This is a genomic window from Pseudomonas sp. R43(2017), from assembly GCF_002112345.1.
In the GTDB taxonomy this organism is placed as follows: domain Bacteria; phylum Pseudomonadota; class Gammaproteobacteria; order Pseudomonadales; family Pseudomonadaceae; genus Aquipseudomonas; species Aquipseudomonas kribbensis.
The window spans coordinates 434447-449944 of record NZ_NEHJ01000004.1; the positions used below are offsets into that span (position 1 = coordinate 434447).

The following is a 15498-nucleotide window of genomic DNA, read 5'->3' on the forward strand; positions in this document are numbered from 1 at the left end:
GATGCAACGGGGTCAGACGAAGGTTTCGGAACTCCTGCGCTGAAGCCTGACGGTTCCCAAGTTTCCCGGTTTTGGCGTCGGACTTTCCGCGCGGTGTGTATCGCTCACCTCTATCGTTCGAGGGGCAGCACCTCTTGAAATGCCCTGCACCAATGCCCGGTAATTCACCACTGCTGCAAACGACACCTGTTGCTCGGTCGGGAGTTGTCCGACTTGTCCAAGCAGGCGCTCCATCTCGGCGTTCGAAAAGGGGCTGCCCGTATTACCTCTGGAGCCACCAGGTAGTTGTTCTGAAGGCAGATCCTGCGGATCAGTAAAGTTTTCACTTACCATGTTGAGCATGTCGATATGGGCGGCCAGATTATTCATGGACTCCAGAATGTCCTCTCTGGCTTTCCCCTTGTTTATGTTTTTCTTCATGTACCAGAGCATGATGCGAGGCGTCACGGCATAGCCGATCGCCCCACCCAGGGTTGCGAAAAGCGCACTACCGATCGCGGCACCCACGATGATGCCCAGCGGGCCAGCGAGTAAACCGCCCGCAATTCCACCGAGAAAACCACCCAGCAGTCCGCCTGTTTTGGCGCCAATCTTCACTCCGACGGTCCTGGCGGCCCGACCGGACGAAGAACGCAGATACTCGCCGAGCGTTAGGTTTTCAATCTGTGCCTTGAAAGCAAGATATCGGCTAAAACCTTCTGGCACCGGTCTGTCGGGAGGGGCGTCGTCTACACCCGTTCGACCACCTGGGATCGGCCTTGGAGGAGGGGCACCTCCACCGCCACCTCCACCGCCACCTCCACCTCCACCTCCACCTCCACCGCCATCTTGCGGATACTCAGGCACCATATCTCTGAAAGCTGCTGCCATTCCCCTGAGCTCTCCTGACGCTTGTTTCGATATGTTCAAGAACCCGAACATGTACTTGAACACGGAAAACACCACACCTTCGTGACCCGTGTCATCGACATAGATCAGCGGGTTGTTGCCGACAAATGCGTAAAGATTCAGCCCGTCCACATCGCCCGCCGGATCGGCGGCGATCCAGCGGCCCAGCCAAGGGGCGTAGTAACGCGCACCGTAGTAGTACAGCCCGCCGATATCCATTTCCTTGCCCGAGTAGCGGATGAAGCGGTAGCCCACCTCGATCTGTGATGGCGCCACCATCCAGGCGGTGGTGCCGAAGGGCAAGTAACCTTCATGACTGATCACCTGCGCCTGCTGATCGAGTTCCATGGATACGGACTGCAAATGATCACTGAGGGTGTAGCGCATTTGATCGGCCGGCATGTTCGGCGGTTTGCCGCTGACCCAGTGCAGGCAAACCACGTTTTCGATGCCGATGACGAGGGAGATCAGATGTAATTCTTCGCCATTGTCTCGGGTGCGAATCTCCAACCCCGGCAGATAGCGCACCTCATGGAAGTGATCGATGGCCGCTGTGTGGCTGTCGTGGCGTTTGTAGACCCGCTTGCCCTGACTGTAACGGTAATGCACTTCGTCATTAGGGCCACTGCCGTTGCGGTCTACCAGGATTAACGACGCCAGTTGATTGCGAGTGTTCCATTGCATCGGCTGGCCAGGCTGCAGGGCCAGCAGGTTGCCAGCTCTGTCGAACCGAGTGCTGAAGTCTGGCAGCGGATCTCCGGGCTTCCAGCGCAAACCCCGGTTGCTGAGTGGATCTATGAACACCTCGTTGGTGTGACTGGCGCCGTCGCGTGCATGAATGGTTCTGATCAGGTTGTTGCCCTTGTCGTACTCATAGGTTTCCGTGTAATTGCGCCGATCGGCGGGGTCGGACGGTTGGGGGAGGCCTGGGTTGTCTACCGGGGGCTTGTCGCTGTATCCGGTCGCGCTGTGCAGTCGGTAGAGTGAGTCATAGGCGAACAGGCGACGGCCGTCGAGCCGCTGGTTGGCGAAAAAACGCGGCGTGAAGGTGTGATCGACGATGGTCGTGATATTGCCCATCGGATCGTATTCATATTCGAAATCCTGAAGCGCCGGCCCTGACCCCTTTTGTGCGTAGCTACGCAGCAGGAAACCGTCGGCGGCGCGATAGTGCGAATGGCTGATCACGCCATTGCCGGCCTGGTGTTCGATGACCCGTCCGGCGGCATCGAATTGTGCACCTTGCAGTACCGGTTGCCAGTCGGGTTGGCCCTTCAGCCTGAGCAGCGCTTGTACGAGCTGACCTGCCACATCGAACCTGGACTGCTGCCGGTGCCCGGCGGCATCGGTATGTTCGACAAGCATGCCCAGCGGGCTGAACAAATTGTGGCTGGTCAGCGCCACGCCATCGTGAAAGGTGCGGGTTTCCTGTCGAGCGGGGCCTGTGAGAGCGAAACTGTGAAATTCGACACTGCCGGACGGGTCGGTCAGCTTGATCATCTGCCCGCGCAGGTTGTGACCAGGGTCGGCTGACGAGGCGGCATATAGCCGGGTTTCGACGTCCGGCACACCGTTCTCTTCAAGGGTCAAAAGGCGCAGTTGAAGGTCGTGATGGCTGCGTCGGTGGTTGCCGTTAGCGTCCCAGGATTGCAGGGTTTCACCGGCCGGCCCCGGCAACGTGACGTTCACGCCGGCATCGACGCTGGCAAACTTCACGACCTGACCATCCAGCGTAAAAAGGCTGGTTGTGTTCACCGTGGACAGGCGCGGATCCTGTTGCGCCACGGCCCGCCCAGCGACGTCATGGAGCCTGCGGGTGACGAGCGTCTGAACATCCTCACCTGCCACATTGCGCAGATAGGCCACCTGCCGGATCCCGAGTACGCGCGGATCATGAGCCTGCAGGGCGGGTGTGTTCCCATGCACATTGGCACTCATCATTTAGCCTTTTTCAACCTTCTGACTGCTTGCCTCAATGGGACCTTCGCGGGTTTCGACGGCGGTGTGTCGTCAGTGTCATTGAAGTCATAACTGAGCTTGAACCACGGATGCAGAACGTCGAACGCCAGATGGCCGAGCGCGTTGATCGTCTGGATCGGTCGCCCCAGTGCGTCGTAGAACATCTGGTCGTGGTAGCCGTGCTTGCGCATGGCGCTGTCATTGATGCAGCGATGACTGTTGAGGAAATAGGGCCGGTAAACCCGGATGGGTTCGCCCTTGTGGTTGTATTCCACGCGACTCTGCACCCGCCAGCGCTGAAGGGCTGGCAGTTCAATAGGCTTGCCATCGGCCCCCGTCGCCAAGCCGTCCTCGGCCGTGGCGACAAAGGCATCGCCCGGCGGGACGAGCTGTTTGCTTTGCAACTCGCGGCCAAAACCGTCGACGTAGCTGATCGTCATCTGAATCTGTTGCAGCGGGTCGGTGTGATAGCGGTCGGCAACCAGGCTCAGGCTGTGCACCGGTTGCCTGAGGGCGGTGTGAATGATCCTGAGCAGGGCCTGTTCGCTGGCCGTGCGTTTTTTGCGCCGGTTCAGCCAGCGCAGCGCCGAAGCGCGAATGCGGCCGTCGGGCAGGATCAGGCCGTTGGCGATCCAATCCTTTCTTTCGCGCGACAGGGTTTGGCGCGGGAGTGCGGGCATCCAGCTGAACAGCTCGGTGCGCACTGCGCTGGCGACGGAAGCCAGTACGGCTTTCGCATTGGCCAGGGCGTAATCGACGCTCAGATCAGCCTGCGGCGGGTAGGCGGACAACGGCGCGAACCCGGCCGGCAATCCTTCTTCGGTGCCATGAAAACTATGCACCAAGGGCTGGCCGCCTGCGTCGTAAAGAACTTCCTGTATGTTCTCGTTGGGGTCTGTGACGCTCAGTGGTTGCAAGGTGTGCATGTCGTAGATCACTGACGTCAGACAGCCGTCCGGCAGGGTGATGGCAATGGTCAGCAGATGGTCTGCATCCCAAGTGATGTGCGTTACACCATGGCTGGCGGTCTGTCGCACCTCGGTGACGTGATGAAAACCGCTGGCATCGGCGTAGGTGAAAAAGCCGCTTTGCGCTGACCACAGGTTTTGCAGCAGATCCTGTGCAGGATCGTCCGGAAAGAACAGCTTCATGGGCGAGTAGCCGATCTTTGTCAGCTCTTCCCGGATGACTATCGGGACGTCGTCGTAGGCCTCAAGGGCCTTTTTGTCGAACACGGCTTGCTCGGTCGGCCCGGCCTGCGGCGGGTACTGCATCTTGCCGCCGGACTCCCGATACGAGTGTTGCAAGAGTGAGGTCAGCTCCCGTGCGGCTGTCCACTCGGCGCTGTCTTTATTCCGGTCGAAATTTTCGAAACTGATGTCCGCCGCTCGCAGCCCGTCCGGTAGTGCGCCCTTGGGCAGCTTCATTGCGTTGCTGCGCTGGCGCCAGGGCAAGCCGAGCAGCCAGTGGCCGTCAGTGGTCAGGTGAATGAAGGCGGCGATTGATTCCGTCAGATAAAAGTACTGTTGCTGCTCATCGTGACTGTCCACCCAGGCCCGAAGCTGGTCTTCTCGATCGAAGGGTGGTTTGTCCGTCTCGGAGCGACGGCGAGCACAGGCGACAGTCAATCCGTGAGTCAGGAGGCCGTACTCGTCGAATGCAAGATTGACTGCATGCTGGCAGTTCGGGTCGTCCATGAAACGTTCGTATTGATGGCTACGGGTTTCCAGTTCGAGCACCAGCAGGCTGGACGGATTGTCATTGACGACCCGCACCCGATAGCGAAATTCGCTCAGGGAAAACAGGCGCGCCGGGGTGGGGTCGTCCGCCTGAGACACCTCGCTGCGCAACGGGCGACCAGCCAGGGCGTAGGCAATTTCGCGATTGTCGTCGGCTTTGTGCCGCGTGCGAACACGCTCCTTTCGGCCTTTGGTATCGAACGTTGAAATAACCGTTGGCCCCAGCGGCGGGTTTTCATCGTCGAGTTCGCAGATGTCTTGCAAGACAGGGTCGATGCTTTGACCGGTATGAAACCAGTGAGTCGTCCGCATCGGCGCCGTATGGCCGCTTTCAGCCTTGTCCGGCTCCAGTTCACTGTCGGTCTGGCAGACTTTGCCGAAACCGCGAAACTCACGAAAGTAACCGTCGTAATAGCCCTTGAAATACTCGTAGAACTGCATCAGGTAGTTGCCAGTGATTTCATCGTCCTGGCGCAACCAGTGAAGCAACATCTGGGGAAAGGGCAGAAGGCAGACCGGACGCCGGCGCGCCATCAGTTCCAGACGTTTCTCATCCAGCCAGAACTGCGCACTGCTGCGATGTGTCAGGGTTGCGCCGTAGCCCATGTTGTTGTTGCAGCCGGTGAGCAGGTACGGCCGTTCCCTGACGAAGTGATACACCCAGTGCTGCGGTTTCATGTGGGGTTTGGTGAACAGCAGGCTGGCGCAGCCCTGGCCTCGCAGGTCGGCGAAGGTCACCTGGCAGCGGTTGTCGTAGCGAATGTCGGTGGGCCATGGGACACGCACGGGTGTCGAGGCCAGGCCATTGCCACCCTGGTTGAACCAGATTTCGAAGTAATCCGAAGACAGGTAAATGAAGGCCGGGGCGCCAGAGCCGTCCAGATCGGCGATGCGCACCCGGTCCGCATCGAATTCGCCATAGTCGAACGGCAGGTCGCTCAGTTTGAAACCCTCTCCAAACCGACCATGTCCGAGGCTGGCCCAGCAGCGGATTTCATCGTGGCGAATCCGGCACAGCTCCATTCCGCTGGCGCCCATGCCACTGAATGACACCAGTTCGCTACGAGCGTCGCTGAACAGCGGTAAACGATCCGGGGTATGCGGCACATACTTGCCGGGTGCGAATCCTTTCTCCCGCACATTGGCATACACCCGCACGCTTTTCGGGCCGATCAACGCCATGGAGTCCAGACCATCGCCGCTCAGATCACCCAGTCGCGCCAGTTGATGGAAATACTCCACAGGAAACTGGTTGAAAGGTTTGAACAACGACCAGTTGCCATCCGGGTTGAGTGTGTAATACCCGCTGCCACCGGGTTGCGCGACGACCCAGTCCGGGCGTCCGTCCCCGGTGAGGTCGGTGAGAATCTGCACCACCGGTTTGCCGCTGTCGGCGTTCGGAATCAGCGGCAGCAGTGTCCAGGGGCCGTAGACGATTTCGTCCGAACCCGGCGTACCGCGCAAGGGCTCGCGGTAATACCAGGCGCCGTCGTACTGGCAGAGAAAACCGGGCACGCCTTCGCCGTAAAGATCAACGCAATGGTAGGGCTGGCCGTCGTTGAGGCCGGGCATGTGATCGAGTTGCAGGAAGGGTTTGGGGGTGGTGTCGAGTAGCAGCGCTTCATAAAAATATTCGAGGGGCGGCAGGTGCTTGACGCGACCTGTAGCGTCGTAACTCATGTAGTGCGCGGCTTTCAGGTGGTTGTACCGGTGCGCTGTGGGTTCGTGCTCCAGCAGCAGTCGATTGAGCAGCACCGGAGTGGGGCCGGTGTGGTTGAACAACAGAAACTGCCGGCACAGGCGCCGGGTGCCGACTTCAAAACCAAAACGATGCATACGAAACGGGTCGGAACGCACCGTCCAGCCATCCTCGTTGGCGGCATACGGTGGAACATCGTCATATCCGGTGACGCGTTCGCCGTAGTCAACGATCAGTCGGAACAGCCAGTCGAGTAATTCGGGTTGCGCGTGATCAAGGCAATACAAATCGGTACTGGCGGTTTTGTTGCAATAACAGACCTGGCGCAAGTAGCGTTGGGCGCTGTAGTCAAAACGGGCGTCAGCGGTTTTGTCGTCGGTCTTGTACTGGTAAAAGATGTTTTCGCCCACGGGGTTCCTGACTTCCCTCAGCAACCACACAGCGACATGCGTCGGGTCTAGCGGATCATGGATGCAGGAATTCTGGGTGTTGCCATAGCAATACTGCGTGCCATCGGCGCCGAAGACCATCCAGAACGGGAGACCGCCACCGGTAGGGGTCCAAAGTTCGTAGCGGGTGAAGGTCGTTTCCAGGCGCGGAATGTAGAGCACCACGGAATAGGTTTTGGCGTTCCTGCCTTTACCGCGTGTACGCTTTCTGGTCTTGACCTTACCGCGGGCCGTCAGCTCGGGCCGCAGGTCGGTGCCATCCGCCTGCATGACATCGACGGTTTCGTATTTCGGCACACCCTTGCTGGTTTTGCGCGAAATGGCGGACAGTGGCAGGTCCCAGCCGAGCCCGCATTTGCCGTTGCCCGCATTGCCGTCATAGACCAGCTGCAATTCGGGATTGAGCGTGCGCGCGTTCAGGATCGGGAGGGGCAGGGTGTAAGAGCGCTGCCCGGTCGCACCGATCTCCCCCCAACTACGCCCATTCGTTGCAATGGACGCAGTCCTGGCAATGGAGGGAGGAGTGACGAGCGCATCAGCATCCGGGGTCATGGCGTCGCAACCTGAATATGTCGAGGTGTCACGCTAGCAGAGCGGCATGCGCCAGACACCTGTCAGATCTGACAGGTGCCGACTGACGGCAGGCGAAAAAAAACCGGGCGGTCATCGCTGACCGCCCGGTTTTTCACAAGCAGATGAAGCGCTTACTGCACTTCTACCGCCAGGCTTTCGCTGATCTTCTGTTGCCAGATCGCAGGGCCGGTGATGTGTACCGATTCACCTTTGCTGTCCACCGCGACGGTGACCGGCATGTCCTTGACCTCGAACTCGTAGATCGCTTCCATGCCCAGCTCGGCGAACGCCAGGACCTTGGACTTCTTGATCGCTTGCGCCACCAGGTAAGCGGCGCCGCCGACGGCCATCAGGTACACGGCCTTGTTGTCCTTGATCGCGTCGATCGCGGTCGGGCCGCGCTCGGACTTGCCGATCATGCCCAACAGACCGGTCTGCTCGAGGATCTGACGGGTGAACTTGTCCATCCGCGTGGCGGTGGTCGGGCCAGCCGGGCCAACCACTTCGTCACCGACCGGATCAACCGGGCCGACGTAGTAGATGAAGCGGCCTTTCAGATCAACCGGCAGGGTTTCGCCCTTGTTCAGCATCTCGACCATGCGCTTGTGCGCGGCGTCGCGACCGGTGAGCATCTTGCCGTTGAGCAGGACGGTTTCACCCGGCTTCCAGCTCTGCACGTCTTCCGGGGTCAGGGTGTCGAGGTTGACGCGACGGGCCGACGGACCGGCTTCCCAGACGATTTCCGGGTAGGCGTCCAGCGGTGGCGCTTCCAGCGAAGCCGGGCCGGAACCGTCGAGCACGAAGTGCGCGTGACGGGTGGCGGCGCAGTTCGGGATCATGCACACCGGCAGCGAGGCGGCGTGAGTCGGGTAATCCATGATCTTCACGTCGAGCACGGTGGTCAGGCCACCGAGGCCCTGGGCGCCGATGCCCAGCTGGTTGACCTTCTCGAACAGCTCCAGACGCATTTCTTCGATACGGTTCTGCGGGCCACGGGCCTTGAGCTCATGAATGTCGATGGATTCCATCAACACTTCCTTGGCCATCACAGCGGCTTTCTCGGCGGTACCGCCGATGCCGATGCCCAGCATGCCCGGCGGGCACCAGCCGGCGCCCATGGTCGGAACGGTCTTCAGTACCCAGTCGACGATCGAGTCGGACGGGTTGAGCATGGCCATTTTCGATTTGTTCTCGGAACCGCCGCCCTTGGCCGCCACGTCCACTTCCACGGTGTTGCCCGGGACGATGGAGTAGTGGATGACCGCCGGGGTGTTGTCTTTGGTGTTTTTACGCGCACCGGCCGGGTCGGCCAGGATGGAAGCACGCAGGACGTTTTCCGGCAGGTTGTAGGCGCGGCGCACGCCTTCGTTGATCATGTCGTCCAGGCTCATGGTCGCGCCATCCCAACGCACGTCCATGCCCACACGCACGAACACGGTCACGATGCCGGTGTCCTGGCAGATCGGCCGGTGGCCGGTGGCGCACATGCGCGAGTTGATCAGGATCTGCGCCATCGAGTCACGGGCCGCTGGCGATTCTTCGCGCAGGTAGGCTTCGTGCATCGCCTGGATGAAGTCCACGGGGTGGTAGTAGGAAATGAACTGCAGGGCGTCGGCAACGCTCTGAATCAGGTCGTCTTGCTTGATCACGGTCATGAGTCGCGCTCCTCTAAAAGACGGGAACATTCAATAAGGTGCCTGCGGCTTGGGTACATCGGTCGGTCGCAGACACCTTTCAAGGCACGCCGGGGCTGCTGGCGCGACGCTAAAAAGGCGCGGCAGTATACCGCGCCTCCCCGGTGGTGACACGCGCCGGCAGTCATTCGTTGGTCGCATGGCGGGAGCTGGTCGTCGTGGTTTTCCGCACCTGCGTCCGGCTCACTGTTTCGGAACCGTGAAGACCGACAAAAAATCACGCGTGGCCGGCGCTTTTGGCGGGCGCTCCGGGAACCCGGGAGGGGCGGGCTTGAGGGCTTTTTTGACGCCAAATATCCGGCCCGAAAATCAATGGTCATTTATCGACTGGGCCACTAAAGTGGCAGCCGGTCTGTAGAGTAGGACACTCGGTCAGCCTCTTATTGCACGGTGAGTCAACGATTGACCCATAACGCCATTCAACGTCTTTTGCTCAAACGCTTCGCCCTCGCTGCAGCCACCTACGGATTGGCCTTGCTGCTGCTGTGGCTGGCGTATTTCACCGGACACTACGAAGATTCGCTGGCAGGCGTCGCCGTCGGCAGCGCCCTGGTGGTCATCAGCCAGGCGACCCTGTTCGCGGTGTTTTTCTCGGGCGCCAACCTGCGCTTCTCCGACCCGAGCCTGACCGAGGCGCAAGTGTTGCTCGGCCTCGGCTGGCAGACGTGGCTGATCGCGCATCTGCAAGAAGCCCGGGGCGAGTTCCTGGTCTTCTATGTACTGATCCTGCTGTTCGGCCTGTTTCATCTGTCGCGGCGGGCCTTTGTGCGCTGCGCGATGCTGGTGTTCTTCAGTTTCTGCGCGATCACGCTGTGGGACGGTTACCACTTCCGCCTGCACGATCCGGCACTGTCCGCGTTGCAGGCCTGTATCCTGCTGATCGTGCTGGCGTGGCTGGTGATCTACGCACGTTTCGTCCAGACCTCACGACAACGCATGCGCCAGCGCCGGTTTGCCTTGCAGGCGCATCAGGACACGTTGCGCGGGATGATGCGCCAGCTCGAAGACCTGGTGGCCACCGACGAACTGACCGGGCTGTTCAATCGCCGGCATTTCCTGCGCCTGGCCACCCGCGAATTGAATGCGATGGAGGCCGACGTCGTGCATGGTCTGGCGCTGATCGACCTCGACCACTTCAAACGTATCAACGACCTGCACGGCCATGCCGCCGGCGATCAGGTGTTGCAGGCGTTCGCCGGCGTGGCCGGAGCCTGTCTGCGCGACGGCGACGTGCTGGCGCGATATGGTGGTGAGGAATTCGTGGTGCTGCTGCCCGATTGCAACGCGGAGCGACTGACCGCGTGCTGCGAACGCCTGCGCATTGCCTTTACCGACGTCGAACTGGTGGGACTGAATGTGAAAAGCCTCAGCCTGTCTGCCGGCATGACCTTGCTGGAACTGGGCGATGATCTGGACGACGCCTTGCAGCGCGCCGATCAGGCGCTGTACCGGGCCAAGCGCGACGGGCGTAACCGTTGCGCCGCCGCGTGGGAGAACGTCGATGCCTGAACTGCGGGTCGGTGAACGACAGTGGTCGGTGACGGCGGGCAGCAACCTGCTCGATGCCCTCAACCGCAACGGTGTGGCGGTGCCTTTCAGCTGCCGCGCCGGCAGTTGCCATGCGTGCCTGGTGCAATGCGTGCAGGGCTTGCCCGCCGACAGCCGCCCGGATGCCCTGAGCGCCGAGCAGCGTGATCAGGGCTGGCGCCTGGCTTGTCAGTGTCAGGTGATCGAAGACTTGCAGGTGCACACCTTCGATCCCGTCATTGATGGTCGCCCGTCCACGGTCGAAGCGCTGGACTGGCTCGGCGACAGCGTGTTGCGTCTGCGCCTGACACCTCAGCGACCGTTGCGCTACAGCGCCGGCCAGCATCTGGTGCTGTGGGCCGGCCACATTGCGCGGCCGTATTCGCTGGCGAGCCTGCCGGAAGAAGACCGTTTTCTGGAATTCCACCTCGATTGTCGCCAGCCTGGCGAATTCAGCGATGCCGCCCGGCGCTTGCAGATCGGCGACCCGATCCGCCTCGGCGAACTGCGCGGCGGCGCGCTGCATTACGACCCGGACTGGCACGATCGGCCGCTGTGGCTGCTCGCCGCCGGCACCGGCCTCGGCCCGTTGTTCGGTGTGCTGCGCGAGGCTTTGCGCCAGGATCATCGGGGCGCCATCCGCGTCATTCACCTGGCCCATGATGCCGCTGGGCATTACCTGGCCAAACCCCTTGAAGCACTGGCCGCACAGCGGGAAAACCTCAGCGTCGAATTATGGACGGCGGCCGAGTTGCCGGGCGCTTTGGCGCAACTGCGCCTTGTCTCCCGGCAAACCCTGGCTTTAGTCTGCGGTTCGACCGCCAGCGTCGACGCCTTTGCCAAGCGTCTGTTCCTGGCCGGACTGCCGCGCAATCAACTGCTGGCCGATGTCTTCCTGAGCCGTGGTTGAGCGCTGAATTCTCAGACGCGAGACCTGCCATGCCCGAAGCCATCCTCCTGCACCGTGAACGCGGTTTGCTGACCCTGCGCCTCAATCGCCCGGACAAGAAAAACGCCCTGACCCGCGCCATGTACAGCCAGTTGGCCGAAGCACTCAAGCAAGCCAATCACGACCTCGAAATCAACGCCGTGCTGATCACCGGCAGCGCCGAGTGTTTCACTGCCGGCAACGACATCGCCGACTTCATCCAGCAACCGCCGAGCGACCTCGACAGCCCGGTGTTTCACTTCATGCTCGAATTGCTCGAATGCCGCAAACCGGTGATCGCCGCCGTGGCCGGGGCGGCGGTGGGGATCGGCACGACGCTGTTGCTGCATTGCGATCTGGTGTACGTGGCGCGGGATGCGCGGTTGCGTATGCCGTTCGTCAATCTCGGGTTGTGCCCGGAATTCGGCTCCAGCCTGATCCTGCCGCGCTTGCTCGGGCAGGCCAAAGCGTCGGAGTTGTTGCTGTTGGGTGAAGGCTTCACGGGTGAGCAGGCAGCGCAATGGGGGATCGCCACCGAGGCGCTGGGCAGTGGCGAAGCCGCGTTGGCCAGAGCGCGGGAGATGGCACTGCGGTTTGACGAGTTGCCGGCTGAGGCAGTGCGCATCAGCAAGCAACTGATGCGGGCGCCGGATCGCGAGTTGATTCGCAAGGTAATCGAGGAGGAGGGCGCGCTGTTCACCCAGCGTCTGCGCTCGCCGGAGGCGTTGGCGGCGTTGACCGGGTTCATCAAACGCCATTAACGAAAAAGCCCCGCCATTCACATGGCGGGGCTTTTCATTTACAGCAACCGGTCACTCAGACCTGCGGGTCGCCCACGTGCAGGATCTTCATGCCGTTGGTGCCGCCGGTGGTGTGGTAGCTGTCGCCCTTGGTCAGGATGACCCAGTCGCCTTTCTCCACCACGCCGCGCTTGACCAGCTCGTCGATGGCTTTCTGGCTGACTTCGTTCGGGGCCAGCGACGCCGGGTCGAACGGTACGGTGTACACGCCACGGAACATCGCCGCGCGGGCCTGGGCTTCGCGGTGCGGGGTGAAGCAGTAGATCGGCACCGACGAACGGATACGCGACATGATCAGCGGGGTATAGCCGCTTTCGGTCAGCGCGATGATCGCTTTCACACCCGGGAAGTGGTTGGCGGTATACATGGTCGCCAGCGCGATGCTTTCGTCGCAGCGCTCGAATTCCTTGCCGATGCGGTGGCTGGAAGTCTTGCTGGTCGGGTGCTTTTCAGCGCCGACGCAGATGCGCGCCATCGCCTGCACGGCTTCCAGCGGATAAGCGCCGGCAGCGGATTCGGCCGAGAGCATTACGGCGTCGGTGTAGTCGAGCACGGCGTTGGCCACGTCGGATACTTCGGCGCGGGTCGGCATCGGGTTCTGGATCATCGACTCCATCATCTGGGTCGCCACGATCACCGCCTTGTTGTGGCGGCGTGCGTGCAGAATGATTTTCTTCTGGATGCCCACAAGCTCAGCGTCGCCGATTTCCACGCCCAGGTCACCACGGGCAACCATGACGGCGTCGGACGCCTTGATCAGGCCGTCGAGGGTTTCGTCGTCGGCCACGGCTTCGGCGCGTTCGATCTTCGCCACCAGCCAGGCAGTGCCGCCGGCTTCATCGCGCAGTTGACGGGCGTAGTTCATGTCGGCGGCGTCACGCGGGAAGGACACGGCGAGGTAGTCGACTTCCATCTCGGCGGCGAGCTTGATGTCGGCCTTGTCTTTCTCGGTCAGGGCCGGTGCGGTCAGGCCGCCACCGCGACGGTTGATGCCTTTGTGGTCGGACAGCGGGCCGCCGATGGTCACCACGCAGTTCAGCTCGGTGGCGGTGGCGGTTTCAACGCGCATCACCACGCGGCCGTCGTCGAGCAGCAGCTCGTCGCCCACGCCGCAGTCCTTGACCAGGTCCGGGTAGTCGATGCCGACCACCTGCTGGTTGCCTTCGGTCAGCGGATGGCTGGTGGAGAAGGTGAACTTGTCACCGATCTTCAGCTCGATGCGCTTGTTGGCGAATTTGGCGATACGGATTTTCGGGCCTTGCAGGTCACCCAGCAGGGCGACGAAGCGGCCGTGCTTGGCAGCCAGGTCACGCACCAGCTTCGCGCGAGCCTTGTGCTCGTCGGGGGTGCCGTGGGAGAAGTTCAGACGGGCGACGTCCAGGCCAGCCAGAATCAGCTGTTCGAGAACTTCCGGCGAGTTACTGGCCGGGCCAAGGGTAGCGACGATTTTGGTACGACGGACGGACATGCAAAGACTCCTCAGGTTCAAGCGCCAGCGAAGGCTACTATGCTCGAAGGGTGTAGTCATTGTTCGTTTGCACTACTTACGATTTTCTTTTTTGAACGCGACAATCGGCGCAAACGGCTCTGAAGATTTCTCACAATGGGTCGATACAGAGCACAAGACAGGAGATCCCCCATGCGATTGTTGCCCATTGCCGCCCTTGCCCTCAGCGTCCTCGCCGCTTCGGGCTGCACCCGTTGGTCGATGAACCATCATCTGAACAACGCCTACAGCGCCTATGACCGGGGCAATTGCGAGCAGGTGATGCTCGAACTGTCCAAGGTCGAACGCGCCAGCCGCGCCCGCCCATACGTGTGGCCGGAAGTGTCGATGATGCGCGGTCAGTGCCTTGAGCGGCAAAAAATGTTTGTCGACGCGGCGCAGACCTATCAGTTCATCATCGCCTCGTACCCCAACAGCGAATACGCCTACCGCGCCCGTGCGCGTCTGGAAACCCTGCAGAGCCTGGGCCACTACCCGACCCGCAGCGCCGCCGTGGTGCCACCCGCCCGCTTCTGATGGCAGTTGTCATACAAAAGCTGGCCGGCTGTACAAGGTGAGCTATAGTCGAATGACACCGGTGCAGATGCATACTGTACCGGCGCAACACCTGCGACTGGCATGAGCAGTACGTGGCGAGCGCCACACCGGAAGCGGGGAGAGCGGGCCTGTCGGGCAGGTTCGTTCCGAAGCACAGTGCGGCCCGTTTGCCGGGCCCTGCATGGCGATACGCTCATGTTTACCGACCGTCGAATCGAACGGCACCAGTTGCCGTATTTTCTGCGAGTGTTCAACAGCGTCACCGACAAACCCATCGGCTTTCTGGGCAACGTCTCCGAAGACGGGCTGATGCTGATCAGCCAGTTGCCGATGATGATCGGTGCCGAATTCAAATTGCGTCTGAAGATCCCGGTAGGCGACGGCTGCCAGCAGGTGATCGACCTCAACGCCTGTTGCCTGTGGTGCCATGAAGACGCCACGCCACGGCATTATGACGCCGGCTTCAGTCTGTTCCGCACGCCGCCGGAATACGGGCAACTGGTCGAGGCGTTGAAGCAGTACTTCAGTTTTCAGCCGTTGCCGGCTTCGGCCTGACAAAACAAAAGGGTCATGACCTGCTACAGGTCATGACCCTTTTTTGTTACGCGCCTATCGCAATAGCCCGCTCGTTATCCAGCGTCTTTTCCGCCAGCAGCAATCCCATCTCGCTCAACTGATAGATCGCCATCGCCAGGTGCCGCGGCTTGTCGTCCAGGCTGTCGGCCAGGTCCAGCAGCAGAATGCTCACCGACGAGAAAGTCTCGTAGGTCTGGATGGCGATCGCCTCGGAATTGATCTCGGGATCGACCTTGAACATCTGCATGCCGCGATCCACGGAGTTGCGCGGTTTTTCAGCCTTGGGATTGAGGTAGAAGTCGAGGGCCCTGTGGGCTGCGTCGTGGAGTTTTTTTGAATCGATTGAAGCGTAGGGGGAGACCGGATCGGGTTGCTCGGTCGGGTCCTTTGGATCGGTGTCCGAAGGGGGATTTGGAACTGGTTTTTTCATGTATTCGTACTCGTCGTTAGGGCCACCATTGGCTCGCGACTAAACGAGAAAAGGGTGGCGGCTGTAAGCAGGTTAGTCGACCGGCGAGTACGAGAACCGGCGCGCCCGAGAGCGCCCTGCGAACAGCCACCATCGAGTGCGGGGATAGGGAATACCCGACTGGATGACGCTTATGCGCATCGTACTGAAGCC

The 15498-nt window shown here is 61.0% G+C and carries 10 protein-coding genes; 5 read left to right on the top strand and 5 right to left on the bottom strand.

Annotated features, from left to right (window positions below; all coding sequences use genetic code 11):
• Positions 1-12: 12 nt before the first annotated feature.
• From CAG02_RS13960 to CAG02_RS13970, 3 genes are all read right to left on the bottom strand, one after another.
• Entirely contained in the window at positions 13-2826 is a 2814-nt protein-coding gene (locus CAG02_RS13960) for an RHS repeat-associated core domain-containing protein (protein WP_170931597.1), read from the bottom strand.
• Positions 2826-7286: a SpvB/TcaC N-terminal domain-containing protein gene (locus CAG02_RS13965; protein WP_085709587.1), complete on the bottom strand. Its 4461-nt coding sequence runs from the start codon at positions 7284-7286 to the stop codon at positions 2826-2828. Before CAG02_RS13965 ends, CAG02_RS13960 begins: the two co-directional genes overlap by 1 nt.
• 152 nt (positions 7287-7438) lie before the next feature.
• Positions 7439-8962 carry a fumarate hydratase gene (locus CAG02_RS13970; protein ID WP_007960181.1) on the bottom strand — a complete coding sequence of 508 codons (1524 nt, stop codon included), beginning with the start codon at positions 8960-8962 and terminating at the stop codon, positions 7439-7441.
• Between the two features lie 441 nt (positions 8963-9403).
• On the opposite strand from CAG02_RS13970, the gene CAG02_RS13975 reads away from it, so the two are divergent.
• The 3 genes from CAG02_RS13975 to CAG02_RS13985 are packed head-to-tail and all read left to right on the top strand — an operon-like array spanning position 9404 to position 12217.
• Positions 9404-10510, top strand: a complete 1107-nt coding sequence (locus CAG02_RS13975) for a diguanylate cyclase (RefSeq protein ID WP_085709588.1) — start codon at positions 9404-9406, stop codon at positions 10508-10510.
• Positions 10503-11438, top strand: coding sequence for an iron-sulfur-binding ferredoxin reductase (locus CAG02_RS13980; RefSeq protein ID WP_085709589.1), 936 nt, complete (start codon positions 10503-10505; stop codon positions 11436-11438). Before CAG02_RS13975 ends, CAG02_RS13980 begins: the two co-directional genes overlap by 8 nt.
• A 29-nt stretch (positions 11439-11467) precedes the next feature.
• Positions 11468-12217, top strand: a complete 750-nt coding sequence (locus CAG02_RS13985) for an enoyl-CoA hydratase-related protein (protein ID WP_085709590.1) — start codon at positions 11468-11470, stop codon at positions 12215-12217.
• Positions 12218-12272: 55 nt separating this feature from the next.
• Here CAG02_RS13985 and pyk read toward each other — a convergent pair whose 3' ends face one another.
• Complete coding sequence (pyk, locus tag CAG02_RS13990) at positions 12273-13724, bottom strand: pyruvate kinase (protein WP_085697206.1); 1452 nt, start codon at positions 13722-13724, stop codon at positions 12273-12275.
• Between the two features lie 171 nt (positions 13725-13895).
• Here pyk and CAG02_RS13995 point away from each other — a divergent pair, with 171 nt between their 5' ends.
• Together CAG02_RS13995 and CAG02_RS14000 are read left to right on the top strand one after the other, a co-directional pair.
• Complete coding sequence (locus CAG02_RS13995; RefSeq protein WP_085709591.1) at positions 13896-14279, top strand: tol-pal system YbgF family protein; 384 nt, start codon at positions 13896-13898, stop codon at positions 14277-14279.
• 216 nt (positions 14280-14495) lie between these two features.
• Positions 14496-14855 (top strand): PilZ domain-containing protein, encoded by a 360-nt coding sequence (locus CAG02_RS14000; RefSeq protein ID WP_085709592.1) that lies wholly within the window; start codon positions 14496-14498, stop codon positions 14853-14855.
• 46 nt (positions 14856-14901) lie between these two features.
• Here CAG02_RS14000 and CAG02_RS14005 read toward each other — a convergent pair whose 3' ends face one another.
• A complete protein-coding gene (locus tag CAG02_RS14005; RefSeq protein ID WP_085709593.1) occupies positions 14902-15306 on the bottom strand; it encodes a DUF6124 family protein in 405 nt (134 codons plus the stop codon).
• Positions 15307-15498: the final 192 nt, after the last annotated feature.

Bases quoted from the DNA above. Each gene is read 5' to 3' on its own strand.
- CAG02_RS13960 (WP_170931597.1), bottom strand. From the start codon at position 2,826: ATGAGTGCCAATGTGCATGGGAACACACCCGCCCTGCAGGCTCATGAT.
- CAG02_RS13965 (WP_085709587.1), bottom strand. From the start codon at position 7,286: ATGACCCCGGATGCTGATGCGCTCGTCACTCCTCCCTCCATTGCCAGG.
- CAG02_RS13970 (WP_007960181.1), bottom strand. From the start codon at position 8,962: ATGACCGTGATCAAGCAAGACGACCTGATTCAGAGCGTTGCCGACGCC.
- CAG02_RS13980 (WP_085709589.1), top strand. From the start codon at position 10,503: ATGCCTGAACTGCGGGTCGGTGAACGACAGTGGTCGGTGACGGCGGGC.
- CAG02_RS13985 (WP_085709590.1), top strand. From the start codon at position 11,468: ATGCCCGAAGCCATCCTCCTGCACCGTGAACGCGGTTTGCTGACCCTG.
- pyk (WP_085697206.1), bottom strand. From the start codon at position 13,724: ATGTCCGTCCGTCGTACCAAAATCGTCGCTACCCTTGGCCCGGCCAGT.
- CAG02_RS13995 (WP_085709591.1), top strand. From the start codon at position 13,896: ATGCGATTGTTGCCCATTGCCGCCCTTGCCCTCAGCGTCCTCGCCGCT.
- CAG02_RS14000 (WP_085709592.1), top strand. From the start codon at position 14,496: ATGTTTACCGACCGTCGAATCGAACGGCACCAGTTGCCGTATTTTCTG.
- CAG02_RS14005 (WP_085709593.1), bottom strand. From the start codon at position 15,306: ATGAAAAAACCAGTTCCAAATCCCCCTTCGGACACCGATCCAAAGGAC.